Origin of the sequence: Roseomonas genomospecies 6 (assembly GCF_008365375.1) — a bacterium.
GTDB lineage: Bacteria > Pseudomonadota > Alphaproteobacteria > Azospirillales > Azospirillaceae > Azospirillum.
In genome coordinates this window covers 1-24,763 of sequence record NZ_QOKW01000017.1, presented here as the reverse complement: position 1 = coordinate 24,763, position 24,763 = coordinate 1, and the positions used below count along the sequence as shown (strand labels likewise).

Sequence of the window (24,763 nt, the reverse complement as noted above, 5' to 3'; positions counted from 1 at the left end):
GGAAACCGGGCTCCTTACTCGGCCGCCAAGGACTTGGCGGCGTTGCGGTAGTCGAGGATGCGGCGCTCGACCTCCGGCCGGAAATGCCGGAACAGGCCCTGGATCGGCCAGGCCGCGGCATCGCCGAGCGCGCAGATGGTGTGCCCCTCGATCTGTTTGGTGACCTCCAGCAGCATGTCGATTTCCTCGACGCGCGCGTTGCCGGTCACCATGCGCTGCATGATGCGGTTCATCCAGCCGGTGCCTTCGCGGCACGGCGTGCACTGGCCGCAGCTCTCATGGGCGTAGAACTGGGACAGGCGGGCGATGGCCTTCACCACGTCGGTGGACTTGTCCATCACGATCACCGCCGCGGTGCCCAGACCCGACCGCACGTCGCGCAGGCTGTCGAAGTCCATCAGCACCGTGTCGCAGATTGACTTCGGCAGCAGCGGCACCGACGATCCGCCGGGGATGATCGCCAGCAGGTTGTCCCACCCGCCGCGCACGCCGCCGGCGTGCTTCTCGATCAGTTCCTTCAGCGGGATGCCCATCTCCTCTTCCACGTTGCACGGCTTGTTGACGTGCCCGGAGATGCAGAAGAGCTTTGTGCCGGTGTTCTTCGGACGGCCGAGACCGGCGAACCACGCCGCGCCGCGGCGCAGGATGGTCGGAACCACCGCGATGGATTCGACGTTGTTCACCGTGGTCGGGCAGGAATAGAGACCGGCCTGGGCGGGGAACGGCGGCTTGTTGCGCGGCTGTCCCTTCTTGCCCTCGATGGACTCGATGAGCGCGGTTTCCTCGCCGCAGATGTACGCACCGGCACCCCGGTGGATGTAGATGTCGTAGTCGTAGCCCGTGCCGCAGGCGTTCTTGCCGATCAGCCCCGCCTCGTACGCCTCGTCGATGGCGCGCTGGACGTTGGAGCCCTCGTTGTAGAACTCGCCACGGATGTAGATGTAGCAGGCGGACGCCCCGATGGCGAAACCGGCGAGCAGGCAGCCCTCGATCAGCTTGTGCGGATCGTGGCGCAGGATGTCGCGGTCCTTGCAGGTGCCCGGCTCGCCCTCGTCGGCGTTGATGACGAGATAGACCGGCTTGTCCGTCACGTTCTTCGGCATGAAGGACCACTTCATGCCGGTGGAGAAGCCCGCGCCGCCGCGCCCGCGCAGGCCGGATTCCTTGACCTGCTCGATAATCCACTCTTTGCCCTGGGCGATCAGAGCCTTGGTGTTGTCCCAATCACCACGCTTCCGGGCGGCGTCCAGGCCAAAGCTCTGGTAGCCGTACAGGTTGGTGAAAATGCGGTCCTCGTCACGAAGCATCGCATCCCCCTCAATCGGCCTGGGTGGTGGTGAAGGCCTTCAGAGTCGTCGGGCCGCCCACCGGTTCGGAGGACTGCCGGCCGATCTGTGAGCCGTGCTTGGGAATCTCGCCGCCCTTCAGAGCGTCGATGATCTTTTCCATGTGTTCCGGGCTGACGTCTTCATAATAGTCGTCGCCGATCTGGACCACCGGCGCGTTGACGCAGGCGCCCGAACACTCGACCTCGCGCAGCGTGAATTGGCCGTCCGCCGTCGTCTCGCCGACGCCGATACCGAGCTTGCGCTCGCAGGTGTGCACGATGTCGTCGGACCCGCGCAGCCAGCACGGCGTGGTCGTGCAGACCTGGATGACGTGTTTGCCGACCGGGGCCTTGTTGTACATCGTGTAGAAGGTCGCGACCTCGTACACGCGGATGCGCGGCATGCCGAGCAGGTCGGCGACGGCGTCCATGGCGACACGCGGCAGCCAGCCGTCGTTCTGGCGCTGGGCCAGATCGAGCAGCGGCATGCAGGCGCTGGCCTGCTTGCCCGCCGGGTACTTCGCGATGATGGCCTTCGCCCGCTCCAGGTTCTCCGGAGTGAAGGCGAAGGAGGCCGGCTCCTTGGCCGGGTCGTGAGCCGGGGCGCTCATCGGTCAATCTCTCCGAACACGATGTCCATGGACGCGATGTTGGCCACCGCGTCGGCCAGCATGTGGCCTTTCGACATGAAGTCGAGGCCTTGCAGGTGGGCGAAGCCCGGCGCGCGGATCTTGCAGCGGTACGGCTTGTTCGTGCCGTCCGACACCAGATACACGCCGAACTCGCCCTTCGGCGCCTCGATGGCGGTGTAGGTTTCGCCCGCTGGGACGTGGAAGCCCTCGGTGAAGAGCTTGAAGTGATGGATCAGCGCTTCCATCGAACGCTTCATCTCGCCGCGCGGCGGCGGCGCGACCTTGCGGTCCTCCACGCGCACCGGACCGTCGGGAAGCTCCTTCAGGCACTGGCGGATCATGCGGTTCGACTGGCGCATCTCCTCCATGCGGACGAGGTAGCGCGCCCAGCAGTCACCCGTCAGGCCGACCGGAACGTCGAAATCCATGCGGTCGTAGACCTCGTAGGGCTGCGACTTGCGCAGATCCCAGGCGACGCCGGAACCGCGGAGCATCGGGCCGGTGAAGCCCCAGTCGTATGCCTCTTCCTTGCTGACGATGCCGATGTCGACGGTCCGCTGCTTGAAAATGCGATTGTTCGTCAGCAGATTGTCGATGTCGTCAACAAACTTTGGGAAGCGCTCCGTGAACTCCCAGATGTCGTCGGTCAGACCCGCAGGCAGGTCCCAGGCCACGCCGCCGGGACGGAAGTAGTTCGCGTGCAGACGCGCGCCCGAGGCACGCTCGTAGAACTCCATGAGGATCTCGCGTTCCTCGAAGCCCCACAGCGCCGGGGTGATCGCGCCGACGTCGAGCGCACCGGTGGTGATCGACAGGATGTGGTTCAGGATGCGCGTGATCTCGGAGAAGAGCACGCGGATGTACTGGGCGCGCAGCGGCGCCTTGATCTGCAGCAGATTTTCGATGCCGAGCACATAGGCGTGCTCCATGCACATCGGGCTGACGTAATCCAGCCGGTCGAAATACGGAACGGCCTGCAGGTAGGTCTTGTACTCGATCAGCTTTTCGGTGCCGCGGTGCAGCAGGCCGATGTGCGGGTCGCAGCGCTCGACCACCTCGCCGTTCAGCTCCATCACCAGGCGCAACACGCCGTGGGCCGCAGGGTGCTGCGGCCCGAAGTTCATGGTGTAGGGCTTGATCTGAGTCTTGCCGCCGGCCTGACCGGCGGAGGGGTGTGCGGACGTGGCGATGGTCACGGCTTGCTCCCGGTGTCAGGGGCCTGGGCCTTCTCGTCGCCGGGCAGCATCACGTTGGTCATGCCTTCCCAGGGCGACAGGAAGTCGAAGGTGCGGAAGTCCTGTGTCAGGCGGACCGGCTCGTAGACGACTCGCTTCTGGTCCTCGTCGTATCGGCACTCGACGTAGCCCGTCAGCGGGAAGTCCTTGCGCAGCGGATGCCCTTCGAATCCGTAGTCGGTCAGGATGCGGCGCAGGTCCGGGTGGTCGGAGAAGAAGATCCCGTACATGTCCCAGGTTTCGCGCTCGAACCAGTTGGCCGCGCTGTACACCGGCATGGCGGAGGCCACAGGCGTGTCCTCGTCCGTCCTGACCTTCACGCGGATGCGCCGGTTGTGCTTGTAGCTCAGAAGGTTGTAGACGACTTCGAAGCGTTCCTCCCGCTCCGGCCAATCCACCGCGGTGATGTCCAGCAACTGCTCGAACGAGCAGTTCGGATCGTCACGCAGGAAGGTGAGCGACTTGATGAGCGAGGGCCGGCGAACGGTCACCATCAGCTCGCCATGCTTCAGCTCGACCTTCAGGACATCGTCGCCGAGCGTCGCGGCGATATGGTCCCCGAGTTCCTTCAACGCCTGTTCGGACATGGGCCAGGACCTGCCTTTTTCTTATTCAGCGAGCAATGCGGTTGCCGCGCCGGATCTTCTTCTGGAGCTGCAGAATGCCGTAGACCAGCGCTTCCGCGGTGGGCGGACAGCCCGGCACATAGATGTCGACCGGCACGATCCGGTCGCAGCCACGCACCACCGAGTAGGAGTAGTGGTAGTAGCCGCCACCGTTGGCGCACGAGCCCATCGAGATGACCCAGCGCGGTTCCGGCATCTGGTCATAGACCTTGCGCAGCGCGGGGGCCATCTTGTTGGTCAGCGTGCCGGCCACGATCATGCAGTCGGACTGGCGCGGGCTGGGGCGCGGGATGACGCCGAATCGGTCCAGGTCGTACCGGCTCATGTAGGCGTGGATCATCTCCACCGCGCAGCAGGCCAGACCGAAGGTCATCGGCCAGAGCGACCCGGTGCGGGCCCAGGCGAGGACGTCCTCGTACTTCGCCGTGATGAAGCCCTTTTCCTGGATCTCCTCGGTGACCGCGCGGAGATAGGCGTCCTGTTCCGGTCCGGGCGGAATCGGCGCCAGCTTGGCAGCCTCTACTCCCATTCCAGAGCTCCTTTCTTCCACTCATAGATGAAGCCGATGGTCAGAATCCCGAGGAACACCATCATCGACCAGAAGCCGAACAAGCCGATGTCCCCGAGCGCCACGGCCCACGGAAACAGGAAGGCGACCTCGAGGTCGAAGATGATGAACAGGATCGAGACCAGGTAAAACCGCACGTCGAATTTCGTGCGCGCATCCTCGAACGGCTCGAAGCCGCACTCGTAGGGGGAGAGCTTCTCCGCATCCGGATTCTTCGGGCTGATGACGTAAGACGCGCCGACCATCACGACAGCCAGCGCAATACCGATCAGCAGGAACACCAGGATCGGAAGGTACTCAATGATCAGCGGGTTGGTCACCGCGGTCCTCCCATAAGCCCACGCCACGAGCGCCGGCACGGCCGGTAATCGGCCGACCCGCGGTGCCGTGGCTGGAATGCCTTGGATTAGCCCATCAGACGGGGCGGAATATATGACGAGAGCGTGATCAAGGAAAGCGCTTTGAATCGCTTTCGGCCAATGAATCCACTCTGCGGAAATGAGTGGATGTCCTTGGTATTACCAGACTTTTTAAATGACCCTGAACTCTATCCGGCTTATCGGATATGGCGGGTCAGCGCATTGGATATAGGCATCGCCAACCCGCCGTTAAACCCATGCATGCTTCATTTTCGATGGGGAAGAAGGAGTGGCGCGAGTGACGGGACTTGAACCCGCGGCCTCCGGCGTGACAGGCCGGCGCTCTAACCAACTGAGCTACACCCGCGCAACGCGGCAATTTGAAAAGCGCCTGAGCCAGCGTCCGTGTCATAGGATCGCAGCGCTGTTTCCGGAACCGTTGTTCCGTCGCCGATGGGCGGTTTCTAGCCGTCCGGCCCATCACCTGTCAATCACGAATTTGAAAGGCGGCGGTTGGGAAAGGCAAAAGGCGCGATGGTGGGCGATGAGGGTTTCGAACCCCCGACCCTCTCGGTGTAAACGAGATGCTCTACCGCTGAGCTAATCGCCCGCGCCATGGTGTCGACCGGACAGACGGGACCGACCGGACCGACAACGCAAAACCGGTCGGCCCCTGCCGACCGGCGCGCACTATGCCCCGGATGCGCCAGCCAGTTCAAGCCGTCTTCAATTCAGTACGTCCTTCAGGGTCTTTCCCGGTTTGAACTTCGGCTGCTTCGATGCAGGAATGGCGATCTTCTCGCCGGTGCGCGGGTTGCGGCCTTCGCTGGCCGCGCGCTCGGTCACGGCAAAGGTGCCAAAGCCGACCAGACGGACCTCGTCTCCCTTCTTCAACGAGTCGGCAATGCCCTCGAGAACGGCCTCCACGGCCTTTGTTGCATCGGTCTTAGACAAACCCACGGAGTCGGCAACGTGGGCGACCAGATCGTTTTTGTTCATTCACGTTCTCTCCCAATCCGCCAAAGAAGTCGGAAGCAAAGCGGTCCCGTGACTTCGCTTTTTTTAAACGATAAACGCGACATCGCCCGCCCGTCAATTGAAGACGGGCGGGCGATGCGAGTCGGGGTAGCGTTCTCAGGCGTGCTTTCGAGTCAAACCTCGGTCAGTGGCGAAGCACTTCGCCGCCTCCATCGGTCTGCGGCTTGGCGACCGCTGGCTCGACCGCTTCGGGTTCCTTCCACTCGATCGGCTCCAGCTCACGCACCAAGGCGTGCTTCAGCACGTCGTCCACGGTGCTGACCGGAATGATTTCGAGACCACGCTTCACGTTGTCCGGAATGTCGGCCAGATCCTTTTCGTTGTCCTTCGGGATCAGCACATGCTTCAGGCCACCGCGCAGAGCGGCCAGCAGCTTCTCCTTCAGGCCGCCGATGGGAAGCACACGGCCACGCAGCGTGATCTCGCCGGTCATCGCCACATCCTTGCGGACCGCGATTCCGGTCAGGACCGACACGATCGAGGTGATCATGGCCACACCCGCCGACGGGCCGTCCTTCGGGGTGGCGCCCTCCGGAACGTGGACGTGGATGTCTCGCTTTTCGAAAAGCGTCGGCTTGATGCCGAAGGCGGTGGCGCGCGACTTGACGTAGCTCTCCGCCGCCTGGACCGACTCCTTCATCACGTCGCCCAGCTTGCCGGTGGTGGTCACGCGCCCCTTGCCGGGCAGGCTGACCGCCTCGATGGACAGCAGCTCGCCGCCCACCTCGGTCCAGGCGAGACCGGTGGTGACGCCCACCAGATCCTCCAGCTCCGCCTCGCCGAAATGGAAGCGGCGGACGCCGGCGTACTTGTCCAGGTTCCGGCGCGTGACGGACACCTTCGCGCCGGCGGAGCCCTTCATCAGGATCTCCTTCACGGCCTTGCGGCAGAGGTTGGCGATCTCGCGCTCCAGGCTGCGGACGCCAGCTTCCCGCGTGTAGTAGCGGATCAGGTCGCGCAGCGCGTCGTCGGAGATGGCGAACTCGCCCTTCTTCAGGCCATTGGCCTCCACCTGCTTTTCGATCAGGTGGCGCTTGGAGATCTCGACCTTCTCATCCTCGGTGTAGCCGGCGACGCGGATGATCTCCATGCGGTCCAGCAGCGGCTGCGGCATGCGCATCGTGTTGGCCGTGCAGACGAACATAACGTCCGACAGGTCGTAATCGACCTCCAGGTAATGGTCGTTGAAGGTGCCGTTCTGCTCCGGATCAAGGACCTCCAGCAGGGCCGACGACGGGTCGCCACGCCAATCGGCGCCAAGCTTGTCGATCTCGTCCAGCAGGAACAGCGGGTTGGACGACTTCGCCTTCTTCATGCCCTGGATGACCTTGCCGGGCATGGAGCCGATGTAGGTGCGCCGGTGGCCGCGGACCTCGGCCTCATCCCGCACGCCGCCCAGCGACATGCGGACGAAGTTGCGGCCCGTGGATTTGGCGATCGACTTGCCGAGCGAGGTCTTGCCGACGCCGGGCGGGCCGACGAGACAGAGGATCGGCCCCTTCACCTTGTTCATGCGGTTCTGGACCGCGAGATATTCGAGGATGCGCTCCTTGACCTTCTCCAGGCCGTAATGGTCGGCGTCGAGGATCTTCTGGGCGAGCTTCAGATCCTTCTTGACCTTGGTGCGCTTCTTCCACGGAATGGACAGCATCCAATCCAGGTAATTGCGCACCACCGTGGCCTCGGCGGACATCGGGCTCATGGAGCGCAGCTTCTTCAGCTCGGCCAGGGCCTTGTCGCGGGCTTCCTTGGAGAAGCGGGTCTTGTTGATCTTCTCTTCCAGCTCGGCCGACTCGTCCCGGCCGTCCTCGGTCTCGCCGAGTTCCTTCTGGATCGCCTTGAGCTGTTCGTTGAGGTAGTACTCGCGCTGGGTCTTCTCCATCTGCCGCTTCACGCGGTTGCGGATGCGCTTTTCCACCTGCAGTACGCCGATCTCGCCTTCCATGAAGGCATAGACCCGCTCCAGCCGCTCCGACACCGTGGCGCATTCCAGGAGCTGCTGCTTTTCCGGAATCTTCAGCGCAAGGTGCGAGGCCACCGTATCCGCCAGCTTGCCCGGCTCTTCGATCTGGTTGATCGAGACCAGAACCTCCGGCGGGATCTTCTTGTTGAGCTTGATGTACTGCTCGAATTGCGAGACGACGGCCCGGCCCAGCGCCTCAAGCTCCTGGCTTTCCCCGACCTTCTCCTCGACGAGATCGGCGTGGGCCTGGAAGAAATCCTCGTTCTCGGCGAACTTGGTGATGGACGCGCGCTGCCCCCCCTCCACCAGCACCTTCACCGTGCCGTCCGGCAGCTTCAGAAGCTGCAACACGGTCCCAACGGTGCCGACGCTGTAGATGTCGGCCGGGGTCGGGTCGTCCTGCGCGGCGTTCTTCTGGGTGACGAGAAGGATCTGCTTGTCGTCCTTCATCACGTCTTCCAGGGCGCGCACGGACTTCTCGCGGCCAACAAAGAGAGGCACGATCATGTGGGGAAATACCACGATGTCGCGGAGCGGCAGGACCGGATAGAGGGCACCACGAGGGATTTCGAACATTGATTGGGCCTCTTGATTGGGACGCCGTCAGCCCGGGATGGGCCTGAGGAGAACCCCACCTCGGGGGGTGAGCGCGGGGAACGTGAACCGGCACTTTTTCTAACGTGGCACAGCCATAGCCCCCCTTCAAGGGCCAGCACCCCAATTCCGTATGGCGGTGCGGCATGCCGGAGCGCCCCGGTCCGCGGCACGGCCGCGTCCCCGATGGTTGCGAAGGCCGGAAACGACGAAGGGCGCCCGAAGGCGCCCTTCCTCTCGACCGATCCTGAGTAGCCGTGATGACCTCAGGCGCCCGGCGCCTGCTGCTCCCCACGGCGTTCGGCATGGACGTAGAGCGGCTTGGCGCGCCCCTCGACGACCTCCTTGTTCACCAGGATGCTCTCCACCCCCGACAGGCCCGGCAGGTCGAACATGGGGTCGAGCAGGATCGACTCCATGATCGACCGGAGACCGCGCGCGCCGGTCTTCCGCTGGATGGCCTTGTGGGAGATTGTGCGCAGGGCGTCGTCGGAGAACTCCAGACGCACGTCCTCCATCTCGAACAGGCGCTGGTACTGCTTGACCAGGGCGTTCTTCGGCTTGGTGAGGATCTCGACCAGAGCCGACTCGTCCAGGTCGGCCAGCGTGGCGACCACCGGCAGACGGCCGATGAATTCGGGGATCAGGCCGAACTTCAGCAGATCCTCCGGCTCGACCTCGCGCAGGATGTCGCCCGTCGAGCGCTCGTCCGGGCCGCGCACGTCGGCGCCGAAGCCGATCGAGGTGCCCTTGCCGCGCTGCGCGATGATCTTGTCCAGCCCGGCGAAGGCGCCGCCGCAGATGAACAGGATGTTGCTGGTGTCGACCTGCAGGAATTCCTGCTGCGGGTGCTTGCGGCCACCCTGCGGAGGCACGGAGGCGACGGTGCCCTCCATGATCTTCAGCAGGGCCTGCTGCACACCCTCGCCCGACACATCGCGGGTGATCGACGGGTTGTCCGACTTGCGGCTGATCTTGTCGACCTCGTCGATGTAGACGATGCCGCGCTGCGCCCGCTCGACGTTGTAGTCGGCGGCCTGGAGCAGCTTCAGAATGATGTTCTCGACGTCCTCACCCACATAACCGGCCTCGGTCAGGGTCGTGGCGTCGGCCATGGTGAAGGGAACGTCGATGATCCGGGCGAGCGTCTGGGCGAGCAGCGTCTTGCCGCAGCCGGTGGGGCCGACCAGCAGGATGTTGGACTTCGCCAGCTCGACGTCGTTGTGCTTCGTGCCGTGCGCCAACCGCTTGTAGTGGTTGTGCACCGCGACCGAAAGGACCCGCTTCGCGTGGTGCTGTCCGATCACGTAGTCGTCAAGCACCGCATGGATGTCGCGCGGGGTCGGCACGCCGTCGCGGGACTTCACGAGGGTCGTCTTGTTCTCCTCGCGAATGATGTCCATGCACAGCTCGACGCATTCATCGCAGATGAACACCGTCGGACCGGCAATCAGCTTGCGGACCTCGTGCTGGCTCTTGCCGCAAAAGGAGCAGTAGAGCGTGTTCTTCGAATCGCCGCTGCTGGACTTGCTCATCGGTACTCCGTCATCTCGCGGGGGACTGATCCGTACAACCTGTCAACCGCCTTCGGCGTCCCCCGACGCCGGTCCTTTCAAAGGTTGTCCCGGGCGAGGCCCGCGACAAGGTTAACGCATCGACTCGGTCATCCTTCGAACCCGATCCATCGGACCGGTTCCCCATCATTCAACAACAGGGAACCGGCGCAATCAATCATTAGTTCGCGCGCGCCGTCAGGCCGCACCGCCATCGCCGACCGATCCGGGGCGCTTCTCCACCACCTCGTCGATCAGACCGAAGGCCTTGGCCTCCTCCGGCGACATGAACTTGTCGCGCTCCATGGCCGCTTCGATGGTGTCGAGCGCCTGGCCTGTGTGCTTGACGTAGATGTCGTTGAGGCGCGAGCGCAGCTTCAGGATTTCCTGGGCCTGGATCTCGATGTCCGACGCCTGGCCCTGGGCACCGCCCGACGGCTGGTGGATCATGATCCGGCTGTTCGGCAGCGAGAAGCGCTTGCCCGGCGCGCCGGCGGCGAGCAGCAGCGAGCCCATGGAGGCCGCTTGCCCCATGCACACCGTGGACACCTGCGGACGGATGTACTGCATGGTGTCGTAGATGGCGAGCCCGGCGGACACGTAGCCGCCCGGCGAATTGATGTAGAGCGCGATGTCCTTGCTCGGGTTCTCCGATTCCAGGAACAGCAACTGCGAGCAGATCAGGCTGGCGACGGCGTCGTTCACACCGCCAATCAGAAAGATGATCCGTTCCTTCAGCAGGCGCGAGTAAATATCGTACGCTCGTTCGCCCCGGTTGGTCTGCTCGATGACCATCGGGACCAGAGCATTCATCTTCGGTTCGAAGTCGTACATGTTGGTCTTCCCTGCCCCCGCAGCTCGGCTCGTCGTCTGAGCAGCTTACATATAGGAATGGAAAGGGGCGACCGGTAGGCCGCCCCTCAACCTTTCTGACGATCAGGCCGCCTCGGCCTCCTCGTCGGGGTCCTTCATCAGTTCCTCGGCGGAGACCGGCTTCTCGTTCACCTTGGCCACGTCCAGGATGAAGTCGACGACCTTGTCCTCGAAGATCGGGGCGCGCAGGTTCTCCAGCGCTTCCCGGTTCTGCTTGAAGAACTCGAACACCTGACGCTCCTGGCCGGGGAAGCGGCGGGCCTCCGCGATCAGGGCGCGGTTGATCTCGTCCTGGGTCACCTGGATGTCGTTGCGGCGGCCCACCTCGGACAGCAGCAGGCCCAGGCGCACGCGGCGCTCGGCGATGCCGCGGTACTCGGCCTTCAGCTCCTCTTCCGGCTTGTCGGCGTCCTCACCGGCGGTGCCGTTCTTCAGCTCCTGCTGGAGGCGCTGCCAGATGCCCTCGAACTCGACGTCCACCATGCCCGGCGGGACCTCGAAGGAGTGGGACTCGGCGAGCTTGTCGAGGAGCTGACGCTTCACGCGCAGGCGCGACACGTTGGCGTACTCGCTCTTGATGCGGTCGGCCACGGCCTCGCGCAGCTTCTCCAGGCTCTCCATGCCGAACTCCTTGGCGAGGTCGTCGTTGACCTCGGCCGGGACGTTCTTGCGGAGTTCCTTGACGTCCACCTCGAACACGGTGTCCGCGCCCTTCAGGCGCTCGTGCGGGTAGTCCGCCGGGAAGGTGACCTTCACGGTGCGGTGCTCGCCGGCCTTGGCGCCGACAAGCTGGTCCTCGAAGCCCGGAACGAACTGGTTGGCACCCAGCTCCAGCGGGTAGTCCTTGCCGTCCATGCCCGGCAGAGCCTCGCCATCGACCGAACCGGCGAAGTCGATCACGGCGATGTCGCCCTTCTCGGCAGCGCGGTCCTCGGTGACCGGAGCCTGCACGGAGTGGGCGGAAGCCAGACGGGCCAGAGCCTCGTCGACGGCCGTGTCCTCGACCGTGGCGACCGGCTTCTCCAGCTCCAGGGCGCTGAAGTCGCCCGGCTCGATGTCCGGCAGCAGCTCCACGCCCATGGTGTAGGACAGGTCGCCGCCGTCCTCGTACTTTTCGACGTTGATCTTCGGCTGCATGGCGATGCGCAGGCCGCGCTCGCTCAGCGCCTGGCGCGAGCTGTCGGCGATCGCATCCTCCAGAGCCTCGGCCAGCACGCTGCCGCCGTAGCGCTGCTTGATCACGGCAACCGGCACCTTGCCCGGACGGAAGCCGGGGAGCTGCACCGTCCGGCGCAGCTCTTCGAGCCGGCCCTGCACCTTCTGTTCGATATCCTGGGCGGAAATGACGACCTTGTACTCGCGCTTCAGGCCGTCGGCGCTGGTCTCGGTGATGTTCATCGGAACGAAAGCCTATCTCGTTGTCCGGCCCGGCGGCGCCCGTCCGGGCGGCCCGAGACCGTGTGTTCCCATGCGGTCCAAGCTGTTGCCATGGTGCGGGCGAAGGGACTCGAACCCCCACGACCGAAGTCACCGGAACCTAAATCCGGCGCGTCTACCAGTTCCGCCACGCCCGCAATGGCATAGACAGCCCGCGACGGGTGCGGAACACCCGACGGACTGCCGGCGAAGTCCGCTCTATAGCACAGGGTTCGCGCCGCAAACAGGCAAAATGGGCTCTCTTCGGCACGCCATTGGGGGGTGCCCCGGGACATGGCGGAGCGGCTCATGCGCCGCCCTTCGCCAGCGACCGGATCGTGGAGGAGGCGCTGACCTTGCCCTCCCCCGTGTAGGCCTCGTGGTTGGCGTCGATTTCGCCCAGCTTGTAACGGTAATTGATCATCATCCCGCAGGACTGCCGCAGCCCCTTGGCCGAGCGGTCGCCCAGCCAGTTCAGCCGTTCCATGCGGGCGCCGTTGCTCAGGTGGAAGTGCGCAACGGGGTCGAGCGCCCGCGCCGGCGCCGTCCCGGGCCGTTCGCTGCGGCGATCGGACGCGCGAACCGAGGTCAGATAGTGGGCGCACAGCCGCATGAGCGGGCCGCGGAGCTGCTTCTGAAGCTCCTCCTGCGTGTGCCAGGCGGGCAACGCCAGGGCCGAGGTCAGCACCGGACGGTCGTCCGGCTCGCCGTCCGTGTCCGATTCGCGGGCATCCGGATGGGCGGCCACGGCCTCCGCGATGCGCTCCGCCTCCGACGGGCTGAGCAGCGAGTCGCCGCGTTCGGCCAGTTCCCGGTCCAGCCAGCGGCGGAAGCCGGGGATCGGCGACAGGGTCGCGAAGCACTTGATGTTGGGGAATTCCCCGGTCAGCCCGTCCACCACCCGCTTGATGAGGAAATTGCCGAAGCTGATGCCGGCCAGCCCCACCTGGGCGTTGGAGATGGAATAGAAGATGGCGCTGTCGGCGCTCTTCGGATCGCAGACCGGGGCGGAGGGGTCGAGCAAGGCCTGCACGTTGTCCGACATGCCCTGGACCAGCGCGACCTCCACGAAGATCAGCGGCTCGTTCGGCATGCGCGGGTGGAAGAAGGCGAAGCAGCGGCGGTCGGAGTCGAGCCGGTCCTTCAGATCCTGCCAGCCGCTGATCTCGTGAACCGCCTCGTATTTGATGAGCTTTTCCAGAAGGGAGGCCGGGCTGTCCCAGGTGATGCGGTGCATTTCCAGGAAGCCGACGTCGAACCAGTTGCGCAGCAGGCTCTTGAGATCGTCCTCCAACGCCTGGAGCAGAGGTTCGCCGCGTGCCATCTCCATCAGCTCGGCGCGCAGGTCCACCAGGAACTTCACCCCTTCCGGCAGGGCGTTGAACTGGGTCAGCAGGCGCAGCCTCGGCGGCTCCAGCGCGCGGCGAAGGGCGCGTTCGGCGTGGCCGCGCGACACGGGGTCGCCCGCCATGTGGAAGGTCGCCATGGCCTGGTCGACGGCGGCGCGGTCCACGTCGAAGTCGCGCGCCAGCATCATCAGGAAGTTGCGCCGCCCCTGCCCGTCCAACGCCAGATAGGTGCGCCCGAGCTGCGCCGCCCGCGCCCGCGCCGACACCTCGCCGCCGCGGCCCTCCAGGCAGGCCTCGATCTGCTCCTTCAGGCGGTCCGCATCCTCCTTGGGCAGGGAGGCGCGGGGCGCGGCGCCGACCACCCCGCGGGCGGAAGCGGCGATTTCACGCCAGCGCGCGCGCAGCGTGTCCAGGGTACGGTCGAGCAGACCCGGCGGCTGCGCCGCGTTGGGCGTGGGGGTCGAGGCCGGCTCGGCGGTGTTGATCTCGGGCGTCTCACTCATGAGCCTGAGTCTGGCGTGACCGTCCGCGCTCGGCAAGCCATAGCTTGAGCCTCTGCGTAAGGGGAATGCCTCCTGTCCGCCTGTATGTACGCCCTCCGGACGGCAGGTTCAGCGCACACCCGCCTTCAGCCGCTTCAGCACCCCCGGCAAGGCATCCGGCAAATCCTCGGCGATCAAACCCGGCCCGAAGGCGTTGGCGGCTTCGCCATGCAGCCAAACCGCGGCGCAGGCCGCGTCGAACACGTCCATTCCCTGAGCGATCAGCCCGAGCGCCATGCCTGCCAGCACATCCCCAGACCCCGCCGTCGCCAGATCCGGCGGCGCGTTGGCGTTGATGACGGCGCGTCCGTCCGGAGCCGCGACCACCGTGTCCGCTCCTTTCAGAAGGACGACGGCGCCGCAGCGCGCCGCGGCGGCCCGGGCGCGCGTCAGTTTGCCGCCCTCCTCCGCAGCGCCCTCATATCCCACAAGATCCGGGAAAATCCGCGCGAACTCGCCCTCATGGGGGGTCAGCAGGCAGCGCCCGTTCAGCCGTTCGCACAGGTCGGCGGGCGACTCGGCGAAGCTGGTCAGCGCGTCGGCGTCCAGCACACAGCTCTTCCCGGCGTCCAGCGCCGCCAGGACGCGAGCCCGCGTCTCCGCGCCCACCCCGGCGCCCGGCCCCAGCAGCGCCGCGTTCTTGCGCGGGTCCGCCAGCAGGGCTTGGAAGGCGGCGACGTCCGCCACGTCGCTGACGATCAGGCTGGGCGATCCGGCGGCGTAGACCGGCACCGATTCGGGCGGGCAGGCAACGGTCACCAGCCCCGCACCGGCGCGCAGGGCACCCCGCGCGGACAGCCGGGCCGCCCCGGTCATCCGCGCTCCGCCCAGCACCACCGCGTGCCCCCGCGCGTATTTGTGCGCGTCGAGCCGCGGCCAGGGATAGCGGCGGCGCCACAGGTCGGGACCGTTCAGCAGGGTCTGCGGCGCAATGCCGTCCAGCACCGTGTCGGGAATGCCGATGTCGGCGACCACCACTTCCCCGCACAGGGCGCGGCCCGGCAGCAGCAGGTGGCCGGGCTTGCGCCGGAAGAAGGTGACGGTCAGCGCGGCCTGCGGAGCGATGCCCATCACCTGGCCGCTGTCGCCGTGCACGCCGCTCGGCACATCCACCGCGACGACGGTGCGTCCATCCATCGCCTCGACCACCGCCCGCGCCATGCCGTCGAGCGGACGGGCGAGACCGGCGCCGAACAGCGCGTCGATGACCAGGGGATTGCCTTCCAGAAGCCAGGGGTCCGCGGCCTCCACCGGACCGGTCCAACGCCCTGCCGCCACCGCGGCGTCGCCGCGCAGGGCGGAGCGCGACCCCAGCAGGGCCAGCCGCACGGGCCATCCCGCCTCAAGAAGAAGACGCGCGATGACGAATCCGTCGCCACCGTTGTTGCCCGGCCCGCACAGGACGACCGTCGGATGCGGAGCCCATCGCTCGCACACCGCGCGCACCACCGCGGCGCCCGCCGCCTCCATCAGCACAGGCCCCGGCACGCCGCCCGCGATGGTCATCGCATCGGCCCGATACATCTCCGCAACGGAAAGCAGCTCGTCCATCGCTTCCACCTGCCGCAAAACCGCGTCACCATCACCCGGCACAATAAGCGCCGCAACGGCCGCAGCATAGCCGGGCACAAGAGGAATGGGAGGGTCGGCCGGTCTGGCACGGAATTTGGAAAGGGAGGATGGGGCGATGGATGGGACTCGAACCCACGACCGCTCGGACCACAACCGAGAGCTCTACCAACTGAGCTACCACCGCCACCGCAGGACAGGATGACCCGTCCGAAAAGCCCCTGCCGCCGTTTCGGTCGATGCAACGTCGGCGCGAGACACCGACGATACAAGCGCATCCACCGTCTAAGGGGGACTGGGGCGATGGATGGGACTCGAACCCACGACCGCTCGGACCACAACCGAGAGCTCTACCAACTGAGCTACCACCGCCACCGGGGTCGCCTATTTGCCTCAAGGGACGGGGCGGGTCAAGCTCTATTTTCCGCTGAATTCATCAATGTGAAAAGACCGCCCTACCCCCTCCGATCGGCGATGGCTGCGCGGATTGCTTGCAGGATATGCACAAATATTGTTCACTTCGCCCTATCCGTTGGCAGCGGCGTGCCGCCCCCGGTGGCATCGGCCGGTTGCGGCCCGGCATCCCACGCAGCCGGCCCGCAGCCGGTCCGCTTGGCACGCTACGTGCTTACATCGGCGCGTCGGCAGAGCCGTGGACGGTGCCTGCCGGCGTTGGCACCTCGTACACGAGAGACCCATGAAGAAGATCGAAGCCATCATTAAGCCGTTCAAACTCGACGAGGTGAAGGAAGCCCTTCACGAAGTCGGCATCAAGGGCATCACCGTCACCGAGGCCAAGGGCTTCGGCCGTCAGAAGGGGCACACCGAGCTGTACCGCGGCGCGGAGTATGTTGTCGACTTCCTGCCGAAGGTGAAGATCGAGGTGGTGATGGAGGACTCCCTGGTGGAGCGGGCGATCGAGGCGATCCAGCAGGCCGCCCATACCGGCCGCATCGGCGACGGCAAGATCTTCGTCACCCCCGTGGAAGAAGTGGTCCGCATCCGGACCGGCGAGAAGGGAGGCGACGCGATCTGATCGCGTCCCGAAAACCCGACCACCGGCCAACATGAACCAGCCCCGCCCACAACCGACGCAAACCGGCGCAACGCGTGCGGAACGATCCGTGCGCGCACACCCACCCGGGCGCGACTTTTTGTGCTGCCACGTTGTGTGCTCGGGAAAGGCATGACATAACGTCCGCCGCGAGTGCCGTCACCCGCCCCCCGGTCGGTTTGACGCAGCGGGACCCAAACCTCTTAAGCGTGGAAAAAGAGATATGTCCGACATCAGCAAGGTCTTCGACCTGATCAAGGAACACGACGTCAAGTACGTGGACCTCCGCTTCACCGACCCGCGCGGCAAGCTGCATCACACCGCTCAGCACGTCTCGACCATCGACGAGGACGTGTTCGAGGACGGCATCATGTTCGACGGCTCCTCGATCGCCGGCTGGAAGGCGATCAACGAGTCGGACATGATCCTCCAGCTCGACCCGACCACCGCCGTGATGGACCCGTTCGCGGCCCAGCCGACGCTGAACATCCTCTGCGACGTGTACGAGCCGTCGACCGGCCAGCCCTACGCCCGCTGCCCGCGCGGCATCGCGAAGGCCGCCGAGAAGTACATGGCGTCGGCCGGCATCGGCGACACCGCCTATTTCGGTCCGGAAGCCGAGTTCTTCGTGTTCGACGACGTGAAGTTCAAGGTCGAGATGAACAAGGTCTCCTACGAGTTCGACTCGGAGGAAGGCCCGTACACCTCGGACAAGGACTATGAGGACGGCAACCTGGGCCACCGCCCGGGCGTGAAGGGCGGCTATTTCCCGGTCGCTCCGATCGACAGCGGCTCGGATCTGCGCGCCGAGATGCTGAGCGTCCTGGCCGAGATGGGCGTGCCGGTCGAGAAGCACCACCACGAGGTGGCCGCCTCGCAGCACGAGCTGGGCATCAAGTTCGACACGCTGGTCCGCACCGGCGACAACATGCAGTACTACAAGTACGTGGTGCACAACGTCGCCCACGCCTACGGCAAGACCGCGACCTTCATGCCGAAGCCCGTCTTCGGTGACAACGGCTCGGGCATGCACATGCACCAGTCGATCTGGAAGGAAGGCCAGCCGCTGTTCGCCGGCAACCAGTACGCCGACCTGTCGGAGCTGGCGCTGTACTACATCGGCGGCATCATCAAGCACGCCAAGGCGCTGAACGCCTTCACCAACCCGACGACCAACTCCTACAAGCGTCTGGTCCCGGGCTACGAGGCTCCGGTTCTGCTGGCCTACTCGGCCCGCAACCGTTCGGCCTCCTGCCGCATCCCGTACGTCGCCTCGCCGAAGGGCAAGCGCGTCGAGGTCCGCTTCCCGGACCCGTCGGCCAACCCGTACCTGGCCTTCGCCGCCCTGCTGATGGCCGGCCTGGACGGCATCCAGAACAAGATCCATCCGGGCGACGCGATGGACAAGAACCTGTACGACCTGCCGGCCGAAGAGCTGGCCAAGGTTCCGACGGTTTGCGGCTCGCTGCGCGAGGCCCTGGACAGCCTGAAGGCCGACAGCGCCTTCCTGCAGAAGGGCGACGTGTTCACCAAGGACATGATCGAGTCCTACATCGAGCTGCGCACCGAGGAGCTGCTGGCCTTCGAGACCATGCCGCACCCGATCGAGTACAAGATGTATTACTCCGTTTGATGTAAGTTGTTGATTTCGTTGGGGGTCGTTAGACTTTTGCTCCAGATTTGGCGCAAAGAAAACCAAGGAAAATCAACAGCCACAGTCTCGGATGTCTAACGTGGAAACGGGTCGGCTTGCCGGCCCGTTTCTCGTTTCACGAGTGCGAATTGGTCTTCACTTCGCCTTCTTCAAGGACATGGCTTCTCCAACCCTAGCGTGATCGAACCTGATGACAGCGGCCACACCCGCGTGTAGAGTTTTCTACCGACGGGAGAATTCTTGTGGCGCGTTCGTCCAATTTCGGGTTCCTGGCACAGCATGATGTCCAGCTCGAACGGCTGGGTGCCCTGGCCGAGCGCTTCTTCGCCGAGGACGCGAACACCTCCATCATCAAGATCGGGCAGTTCGCCGAACTCCTGGCGCAGTTGACGGCGGCCAAGCTCGGGATGTGGACATCGCCGGAGGAAAAGCAGGCCGACCTGCTGCGCCGCCTGCGCGACCGCGGCGTGCTGACCCGCGAGGTCGGCGACCTCTTCCACTTCCTCCGCAAGGCCCGGAACGACGCTGCGCACGATCTCGACGGCGATCATCGGATGGCGCTGTCCTGTCTGAAGAACGCACGGACGCTGGGCGTCTGGTTCCACCGGACCATCACCGGCGACCGGACCTTTGCCCCCAGCCCGTTCGTGCCGCCAGCGGACCCCCGTGCCGAGGGCGCCGCCTTGAAGGCGGAACTGGAGCGGCTGCGCCTGGAACTCGCCGAGCGGCAGTCGGCGCACGAGCGCATGGCGGTGGAGGCCCAAGCGGCGGCCCAGGCCGAGGCCGATCGCCGGCTGTCCGCCGAGGAGCGCGCCGCGCGCGCCGAAGCCGAGCGCCAGTCGTGGGAACGGCTCGCCCAGGAGGCCGACGCCGACCGCGCGCGACTCGAGGCCGAGCTGACCGCCGCCCAGGCCCAGGCGGCGAGCGAGCCGGCGGAGGCCATCCAAGACCGCGTCGAGGTGGCCTACGCCATCGGCCAGGGCATCGACCTCGACGAGCGCGAAACCCGCCGCCTGATCGACGCCCAGCTCCGCGACGCGGGCTGGGAGGCCGACAGCGAGGTGCTCACCCACGCCGCCGGCGCCCGCCCGCAGAAGGGACGCAACCTGGCGATCGCCGAGTGGCCCACCGCCGACGGCGTGGCGGACTACGCGCTGTTCGCCGGCCTGACCATCGTCGGCATGGTCGAGGCCAAGCGCGCCAACGCCAACGTGTCGGAGTTCATCAACCGGGCAGAGCGCTACAGCCGCGGCTACGTCCCGCGCGGCGACGAGCAGCCGCCGGTGGAGGGGCCTTGGGGCGACCTGCGCGTCCCCTTCCTGTTCTCGACGAACGGCCGCCCCTTCCTGCGCCAGTTCGAGGCGCTGTCTGGCATCTGGTTCCGCGACGGCCGTCACCCGCAGAACCTCGCCAAGGCGCTGGACGGCTGGTACACCCCCGCCGGCCTCCTCGAGGCGCTGCGCAACGACCCGCGCGCCGCCGACGCCCGGCTGTCGCGCGACCCGTTCGCCTTCAACTTCCCCCTGCGCGACTACCAGCAACGCGCCATCCGCGCCGTCGAGGAGGCGATCTCCGCCGGCCGCCGTGAGATCCTGGTCGCCATGGCGACGGGCACCGGCAAGACCAAGACCTGCATCGCGCTGGTCTATCGCCTGCTGAAGGCGCAGCGCTTCCGCCGCATCCTGTTCCTGGTCGACCGGACCGCGCTGGGCGAGCAGGCCGGCAACGCGTTCAAGGAAACGCGGATGGAGCACCATCAGGTCTTCGCCGACATCTTCGCGGTGAAGGAGCTGGGCGACATCGTTCCCGACGCCGAGACGAAGCTGCACATCGCCACCGTCCAGGCGCTGGTCAAGCGCGTCCTCTACGGCGAGGAGCCGCCGGCGATCGACCAGTACGACTGCATCGTCGTCGACGAGTGCCATCGCGGCTACCTGCTCGACCGCGAGATGGGCGACGAGGAGCTGAGCTTCCGCAGCCAGGACGACTACGTCTCCAAGTACCGCCGCGTGCTCGACCGCTTCGACGCGGTGAAGGTTGGGCTGACGGCGACGCCGGCCCTGCACACCGTGGAGATCTTCGGCGAACCCGTCGTCCGCTACACCTATCAGGAGGCGGTGATCGATGGCTGGCTGGTCGACCACGAGCCGCCCATCCGCGCCCACACCGCGCTCAGCCAGGAAGGCATCCACTGGGACGCCGGCGAGCGGGTGGACGTCCTCGACACCCGGACCGGGCAGCTCGACCTCATCCATCTGGATGACGAGGTCCGGTTCGACGTGCAGGACTTCAACCGCAGGGTCCTGACGCCCGACTTCAACCGAGTCATCGCCGAATGGCTCGCCGGACACATCGACCCCGACCTTCCGGGGAAGACGCTGGTGTTCTGCGCCACCGACCTGCACGCCGACATGGTGGTCGGCGCCTTGCGCACCGCCTTCGCCGCCCGCTACGGCGCCGTGGAAAACGACACGGTCGCCAAGATCACCGGGCGGTCGGACGACCCGATGCGCCAGATCCGCCGCTTCAAGAACGAGGCGCTGCCCAAGGTCGCGGTCACCGTGGACCTGCTGACCACCGGCATCGACGTGCCGGAGATCGTCAACCTCGTCTTCATCCGCCGGGTCAACAGCCGCATCCTGTACGAGCAGATGATCGGCCGCGGCACCCGCCTGTGCGAGGACCTGTTCGGCCCCGGCCGGCACAAGACCGCCTTCCGCATCTTCGACGCGGTCGGCCTCTACGCCGCAATGCAGGACCTGACGGAGATGCGGCCGGTCGTCGCCAACCCAAACATCACCTTCGCGGCGCTGATGGAGGAACTGGCCGAGGCCACCGGCACGCCCTTTCCGCCCCCAGCGCCGGCGCTGCCGCCGACCGGCTTCGCCGAAGAGGAACAGGCACCGTTCGAAGGGCCGCCCCCGGAGCATCAAAGGATTGCCCCGGAGGTTGCGGAACGCCGCGCCCAGCAGGCGCGCTGGCTGGTCGGCCAGATCGTCGCCAAGCTGCACCGCAAGCGCCGCCGCCTGTCGGAGGCCGGCGAGCGCCGGTTCCGCGAGCTGGCCGGCACCGACCCGGACAGCTTCATCCGCCGCGTGAAGGACGCGCCGCCCGAGGAAGCGGCCCGCACCCTCCTCGAGCACCGCGCCCTGATGGAGTTGCTGGATACCCGCATCGCCGACGACCCCATCCATGTGCCGCTTTACGGCGGGGCCGACGAGTTCCGGCACGAGGAGACCGGCTATGGCCCGAACATCACCCGGCCCGAGGACTACCTCGCCAGCTTCCGCAGCTACCTAGCGGAGAACCTGAACCGGGTCCCGGCGCTGAACGCTGTCGCCAACCGCCCCCGCGAGCTGACCCGCGCCCAGCTTCGCGAGGTCCGCCTGCTGCTGGAACGGGACGGCTTCGGCGAGGCCGAACTGCGCGCCGCCTTCCGCGACGCGACGAACGCCGACATCGCTGCTTCGGTCATCGGCTACATCCGTCAGGCGGCTCTGGGCGATCCGTTGGTTCCCTACGACGAGCGGGTGGACCGGGCGATGCGCCGGGTGCTATCCAGCCAGCCCTGGACGAAGGCGCAGCGCGACTGGCTGGAGCGGATCGGGCGGCAGATGAAGAAGGAAGTCATCGTCGATCGCGAGGTTCTGGACCAGGGCGAGTTCCGCCAGCAGGGCGGCGGGTTCGCGCGGCTGGATCGCGTGTTCGACGGGCGTTTGGGCGCGCTCATCGCCGAAATCTCGGACCAAGTGTGGCAAGACGTTGGATGAACGGGCAGACATGATGAGCCGATCGATTCGTGTTCGTTACCTGAAGGCCGTCGAAGGAGTCGCGGAGCCGGGGGAGATCCTCGGCGGCACGCGCCGGAACGCGAAGCCGATGCAGCGCATGTGGGACGACATCGGCGGAACCGACGACGCCATCGCCCTGTACATCAAGCGCAACCCACGGTGGCATTACAATCCGGCGACGACGGCAGGCCGTCATGAACATCGTCCTGAACATGTCGCGGCCCTCCTGTGGTTGCCCGCTCCGCCGGAAAAGGCGACCGTGTATGACTTCACGGAAGACGAACAATACGAAATCGGCTGCCCGGTCGCGGCGGTGAACGCAACCTGCGGTCCCCATCTGCGCGACCTTGTTTTCCGCCTCTTCGGCTCCGACGCTGACGGCGTGTGGCGCCAATTGCGCGGCTCCCTGACCGGGGGACGCCCCTTCCGGATCGACGACGGGGCCTATGCCCCGCTCGGCGACGCCCTCACGTCCTTCTACGCGGCGTTGCCCGTAAACCCCTGAGATACACGCCATGACCGCGACCACCGACATCGTCTCTAAGCTCTGGGGCCTGTGCCACATCCTGCGGGATGACGGCATCACCTACCACCAGTACGTCACGGAGCTGACCTATCTGATCTTCCTGAAGATGGCGGCGGAGACGGGGGCGGAGGAGCAGTTGCCGGACGGCTACCGCTGGACCGACGTCAGCCGGCGCCAGGGGCTGGAGCAGCTCACCTTTTACAAGGAGATGCTGATCCACCTGGGCACCTACGGGTCATCGCAGGTGCAGGCGATCTTCCAGAACGCGCAGACCAGCCTGCGCCAGCCCCGCATTCTCAAGGCGCTGGTCGAGGCGATCGACGGGCTGGACTGGTACTCGGCGCGGGAAGAAGGCCTCGGCAACATGTACGAGGGCCTGCTGGAGCGCAACGCGACGGAGAAGAAGTCGGGCGCCGGGCAGTACTTCACGCCGCGCCCGCTGATCGACAGCATGGTCGCGCTGATGCAGCCTCAGCCGCTTGAATACATCCAGGACCCGGCGGCGGGCACCGGCGGCTTCCTGATCGCCGCCGACCGCTGGATCAAGGCCCACACCAACAACCTGTGGGACCTGAAGGAGGCCGAGCAGTACTTCCAGCGCCACACCGCCTTCTGCGGGATGGAGCTGGTGCCGGACGCCCACCGGCTGGGGCTGATGAACCTGATGCTGCACGACGTCACCGGCGACCTCCAGCTCGGCGACGCGCTGTCGGAGCAGGGGACGCGGCTGCCGAAGGCGCATGTCGTCCTGACCAACCCGCCCTTCGGGACGAAGAAGGGCGGCGGACTGCCCAGCCGCGACGACTTCACCTACCCCACCTCCAACAAGCAGTTGGCCTTCCTCCAGCACATCTACCGGGGCCTGCGGCCCGGCGGGCGGGCGGCGGTGGTGCTGCCCGACAACGTGCTGTTCGAGGACAACGCCGGCCGCGACATCCGCCGCGACCTGATGGACAAGTGCGACCTGCACACCATCCTTCGCCTGCCCACCGGCATCTTCTACAGCCAGGGCGTCAAGACCAATGTCCTGTTCTTCACGCGCGGCCAGACCGACCGGGGCAACACCGGGGAGGTCTGGATCTACGACCTGCGCTCCAACATGCCGCAGTTCGGCAAGACCCGCCCCCTGACCCGCGCGAACTTCGCCGCCTTCGAGGCCGCCTACGGTCCCGACCCGCTGGGCAAGGCCCCGCGCACGGACGAGGGCGAGCAGGGCCGCTTCCGCCGCTTCACCCGCGAGCAGATCGCCGCGCGCAACGACAACCTGGACATCGCGTGGCTGCGCGACGACAGCGCCGAGACGGAGTTGCCCGAACCGGACGTGATCGCCGCCGAGATCATGGACGCGCTCCGCACCGCGCTGGAGGAGATGGAGGCGCTGTCCGATCTGCTGGGGACGGACGAGACGACTGGTGACGCCGTGGCGGAGGCCGCGGAATGAGCGAACGGGATTTGCCAGCGGGGTGGGCCGCTGCCGAAATAGGCGATTTGCCCGCCCCGGAACCGAACTCGCTCACCGATGGTCCCTTTGGCAGCAAGCTGAAGTCGGCCCACTATGTGGCTTCGGGCGTTCGCGTCGTACGGCTCGGCAACATCGGTGCCGGAACGTTCAATGACACGGACCAGGCATTCATTGAAAAGTCCCATTTCCAAGAGCTGGAGAAGCATGCCATTGGACCAGGGGATTTGGTTGTGGCGGCCCTCGCAGAGCCCGTTGGACGCTGCTGCGAAGTTCCAGAAAACATCGGCCCAGCGCTGGTAAAGGCCGATTGTTTGCGCTTTAAGCCCACGCAGCACGTTGAGCGTCGGTTTGTCATGCATTGGCTCAACTCACCCATTGGTCGGAAAGCCATTGAGGAGTTAAGTCACGGGATTGGCCGATTGCGGATCAACATTCAAGATCTCAGAGCCTGTCCGGGAAGAAGTTGAATCGGATGAATCGGTTGTGATTCAAGGTAGCCTCCAAGACGGAGGCGAAGATGTGGACAGCGGAGAAGCGAGACCGCCACGATCGCAGCGGGCTGCGTTACCCGAGCGATCTGAGCGATGAGGAATGGTGGATCATCGCGCCGCTGATCCCCCCGGGGCGGCGTG

19 protein-coding genes, 5 tRNA genes and 1 pseudogene are annotated in these 24,763 nt (G+C 65.9%); 7 read left to right on the top strand and 18 right to left on the bottom strand.

Translation table 11 applies throughout. From position 1 onward, the window contains the following. Window positions 1–14 precede the first annotated feature (14 nt). The 18 genes from nuoF to DS843_RS19820 all read right to left on the bottom strand — a co-directional run bounded on the left by nuoF (window position 15) and on the right by DS843_RS19820 (window position 16,016). Window positions 15–1,307 (bottom strand): NADH-quinone oxidoreductase subunit NuoF, encoded by a 1,293-nt coding sequence (nuoF, locus tag DS843_RS19905; RefSeq protein WP_137140375.1) that lies wholly within the window; start codon window positions 1,305–1,307, stop codon window positions 15–17. A 10-nt stretch (window positions 1,308–1,317) separates the two neighbouring features. Then, a complete protein-coding gene (nuoE, locus tag DS843_RS19900) occupies window positions 1,318–1,938 on the bottom strand; it encodes an NADH-quinone oxidoreductase subunit NuoE (protein WP_149470579.1) in 621 nt (206 codons plus the stop codon). Then, window positions 1,935–3,083: an NADH-quinone oxidoreductase subunit D gene (locus DS843_RS19895; protein WP_286192211.1), complete on the bottom strand. Its 1,149-nt coding sequence runs from the start codon at window positions 3,081–3,083 to the stop codon at window positions 1,935–1,937. Before DS843_RS19895 ends, nuoE begins: the two co-directional genes overlap by 4 nt. Before the next feature lie 68 nt (window positions 3,084–3,151). Then, window positions 3,152–3,781, bottom strand: a complete 630-nt coding sequence (locus DS843_RS19890) for an NADH-quinone oxidoreductase subunit C (RefSeq protein WP_149470578.1) — start codon at window positions 3,779–3,781, stop codon at window positions 3,152–3,154. A gap of 25 nt (window positions 3,782–3,806) precedes the next feature. Next, entirely contained in the window at window positions 3,807–4,349 is a 543-nt protein-coding gene (locus DS843_RS19885) for a NuoB/complex I 20 kDa subunit family protein (RefSeq protein ID WP_014240121.1), read from the bottom strand. Then, complete coding sequence (locus tag DS843_RS19880; RefSeq protein ID WP_149470577.1) at window positions 4,340–4,708, bottom strand: NADH-quinone oxidoreductase subunit A; 369 nt, start codon at window positions 4,706–4,708, stop codon at window positions 4,340–4,342. Before DS843_RS19880 ends, DS843_RS19885 begins: the two co-directional genes overlap by 10 nt. A gap of 329 nt (window positions 4,709–5,037) precedes the next feature. After that, window positions 5,038–5,114 (bottom strand) — tRNA-Asp (locus tag DS843_RS19875). A gap of 168 nt (window positions 5,115–5,282) precedes the next feature. Then, window positions 5,283–5,357, bottom strand: a tRNA-Val gene (locus DS843_RS19870). Between the two features lie 116 nt (window positions 5,358–5,473). Beyond that, window positions 5,474–5,746 carry an HU family DNA-binding protein gene (locus tag DS843_RS19865; RefSeq protein ID WP_149470576.1) on the bottom strand — a complete coding sequence of 91 codons (273 nt, stop codon included), beginning with the start codon at window positions 5,744–5,746 and terminating at the stop codon, window positions 5,474–5,476. A gap of 163 nt (window positions 5,747–5,909) precedes the next feature. Further along, window positions 5,910–8,324, bottom strand: coding sequence for an endopeptidase La (lon, locus tag DS843_RS19860; RefSeq protein WP_094306026.1), 2,415 nt, complete (start codon window positions 8,322–8,324; stop codon window positions 5,910–5,912). A gap of 284 nt (window positions 8,325–8,608) precedes the next feature. Continuing rightward, window positions 8,609–9,877 carry an ATP-dependent Clp protease ATP-binding subunit ClpX gene (gene clpX, locus DS843_RS19855; RefSeq protein ID WP_014240114.1) on the bottom strand — a complete coding sequence of 423 codons (1,269 nt, stop codon included), beginning with the start codon at window positions 9,875–9,877 and terminating at the stop codon, window positions 8,609–8,611. 216 nt (window positions 9,878–10,093) lie between these two features. Continuing rightward, window positions 10,094–10,729, bottom strand: a complete 636-nt coding sequence (gene clpP / locus DS843_RS19850; RefSeq protein ID WP_149470575.1) for an ATP-dependent Clp endopeptidase proteolytic subunit ClpP — start codon at window positions 10,727–10,729, stop codon at window positions 10,094–10,096. 102 nt (window positions 10,730–10,831) lie between these two features. Next, window positions 10,832–12,166 carry a trigger factor gene (tig, locus tag DS843_RS19845; protein WP_149470574.1) on the bottom strand — a complete coding sequence of 445 codons (1,335 nt, stop codon included), beginning with the start codon at window positions 12,164–12,166 and terminating at the stop codon, window positions 10,832–10,834. 91 nt (window positions 12,167–12,257) lie between these two features. Further along, window positions 12,258–12,342 (bottom strand) — tRNA-Leu (locus DS843_RS19840). A gap of 149 nt (window positions 12,343–12,491) precedes the next feature. Further along, complete coding sequence (locus DS843_RS19835; protein WP_149470573.1) at window positions 12,492–14,036, bottom strand: malonyl-CoA decarboxylase; 1,545 nt, start codon at window positions 14,034–14,036, stop codon at window positions 12,492–12,494. A gap of 108 nt (window positions 14,037–14,144) precedes the next feature. Then, window positions 14,145–15,626, bottom strand: a complete 1,482-nt coding sequence (locus DS843_RS19830) for an NAD(P)H-hydrate dehydratase (protein WP_149470572.1) — start codon at window positions 15,624–15,626, stop codon at window positions 14,145–14,147. A gap of 129 nt (window positions 15,627–15,755) precedes the next feature. Then, a tRNA-His gene (locus DS843_RS19825) sits at window positions 15,756–15,831 on the bottom strand. A 109-nt stretch (window positions 15,832–15,940) separates the two neighbouring features. After that, window positions 15,941–16,016, bottom strand: a tRNA-His gene (locus DS843_RS19820). Between the two features lie 325 nt (window positions 16,017–16,341). Here DS843_RS19820 and DS843_RS19815 point away from each other — a divergent pair. The 7 genes and pseudogenes from DS843_RS19815 to DS843_RS19785 all read left to right on the top strand — a co-directional run. Then, window positions 16,342–16,680, top strand: coding sequence for a P-II family nitrogen regulator (locus DS843_RS19815; protein ID WP_014240107.1), 339 nt, complete (start codon window positions 16,342–16,344; stop codon window positions 16,678–16,680). 241 nt (window positions 16,681–16,921) lie between these two features. Further along, the gene (gene glnA / locus DS843_RS19810) at window positions 16,922–18,331 is read left to right on the top strand and encodes a type I glutamate--ammonia ligase (protein WP_149470571.1); all 1,410 of its coding nucleotides are present in this window, start codon (window positions 16,922–16,924) and stop codon (window positions 18,329–18,331) included. A 263-nt stretch (window positions 18,332–18,594) separates the two neighbouring features. Next, window positions 18,595–22,122: a type I restriction-modification system endonuclease gene (hsdR, locus tag DS843_RS19805; RefSeq protein WP_149470570.1), complete on the top strand. Its 3,528-nt coding sequence runs from the start codon at window positions 18,595–18,597 to the stop codon at window positions 22,120–22,122. Between the two features lie 10 nt (window positions 22,123–22,132). After that, complete coding sequence (locus DS843_RS19800; RefSeq protein WP_149470569.1) at window positions 22,133–22,648, top strand: hypothetical protein; 516 nt, start codon at window positions 22,133–22,135, stop codon at window positions 22,646–22,648. A gap of 10 nt (window positions 22,649–22,658) precedes the next feature. Then, window positions 22,659–24,110 (top strand): class I SAM-dependent DNA methyltransferase, encoded by a 1,452-nt coding sequence (locus tag DS843_RS19795; protein ID WP_149470568.1) that lies wholly within the window; start codon window positions 22,659–22,661, stop codon window positions 24,108–24,110. Then, window positions 24,107–24,598 (top strand): restriction endonuclease subunit S domain-containing protein, encoded by a 492-nt coding sequence (locus DS843_RS19790; RefSeq protein WP_149470567.1) that lies wholly within the window; start codon window positions 24,107–24,109, stop codon window positions 24,596–24,598. The genes DS843_RS19795 and DS843_RS19790 overlap by 4 nt, the downstream gene beginning before the upstream one ends. A gap of 50 nt (window positions 24,599–24,648) precedes the next feature. Next, window positions 24,649–24,763: pseudogene (locus DS843_RS19785) on the top strand (IS5/IS1182 family transposase); the annotation flags it as partial.

Excerpts from the sequence above, each read along its gene's own strand:
- DS843_RS19895 (WP_286192211.1), bottom strand. The coding sequence starts at position 3,083 with ATGAACTTCGGGCCGCAGCACCCTGCGGCCCACGGCGTGTTGCGCCTG.
- DS843_RS19795 (WP_149470568.1), top strand. The coding sequence starts at position 22,659 with ATGACCGCGACCACCGACATCGTCTCTAAGCTCTGGGGCCTGTGCCAC.
- DS843_RS19865 (WP_149470576.1), bottom strand. The coding sequence starts at position 5,746 with ATGAACAAAAACGATCTGGTCGCCCACGTTGCCGACTCCGTGGGTTTG.
- nuoE (WP_149470579.1), bottom strand. The coding sequence starts at position 1,938 with ATGAGCGCCCCGGCTCACGACCCGGCCAAGGAGCCGGCCTCCTTCGCC.
- DS843_RS19815 (WP_014240107.1), top strand. The coding sequence starts at position 16,342 with ATGAAGAAGATCGAAGCCATCATTAAGCCGTTCAAACTCGACGAGGTG.
- glnA (WP_149470571.1), top strand. The coding sequence starts at position 16,922 with ATGTCCGACATCAGCAAGGTCTTCGACCTGATCAAGGAACACGACGTC.
- clpX (WP_014240114.1), bottom strand. The coding sequence starts at position 9,877 with ATGAGCAAGTCCAGCAGCGGCGATTCGAAGAACACGCTCTACTGCTCC.
- DS843_RS19830 (WP_149470572.1), bottom strand. The coding sequence starts at position 15,626 with ATGGACGAGCTGCTTTCCGTTGCGGAGATGTATCGGGCCGATGCGATG.
- lon (WP_094306026.1), bottom strand. The coding sequence starts at position 8,324 with ATGTTCGAAATCCCTCGTGGTGCCCTCTATCCGGTCCTGCCGCTCCGC.
- DS843_RS19835 (WP_149470573.1), bottom strand. The coding sequence starts at position 14,036 with ATGAGTGAGACGCCCGAGATCAACACCGCCGAGCCGGCCTCGACCCCC.
- clpP (WP_149470575.1), bottom strand. The coding sequence starts at position 10,729 with ATGTACGACTTCGAACCGAAGATGAATGCTCTGGTCCCGATGGTCATC.
- DS843_RS19790 (WP_149470567.1), top strand. The coding sequence starts at position 24,107 with ATGAGCGAACGGGATTTGCCAGCGGGGTGGGCCGCTGCCGAAATAGGC.
- tig (WP_149470574.1), bottom strand. The coding sequence starts at position 12,166 with ATGAACATCACCGAGACCAGCGCCGACGGCCTGAAGCGCGAGTACAAG.
- DS843_RS19800 (WP_149470569.1), top strand. The coding sequence starts at position 22,133 with ATGATGAGCCGATCGATTCGTGTTCGTTACCTGAAGGCCGTCGAAGGA.
- DS843_RS19890 (WP_149470578.1), bottom strand. The coding sequence starts at position 3,781 with ATGTCCGAACAGGCGTTGAAGGAACTCGGGGACCATATCGCCGCGACG.
- DS843_RS19885 (WP_014240121.1), bottom strand. The coding sequence starts at position 4,349 with ATGGGAGTAGAGGCTGCCAAGCTGGCGCCGATTCCGCCCGGACCGGAA.
- nuoF (WP_137140375.1), bottom strand. The coding sequence starts at position 1,307 with ATGCTTCGTGACGAGGACCGCATTTTCACCAACCTGTACGGCTACCAG.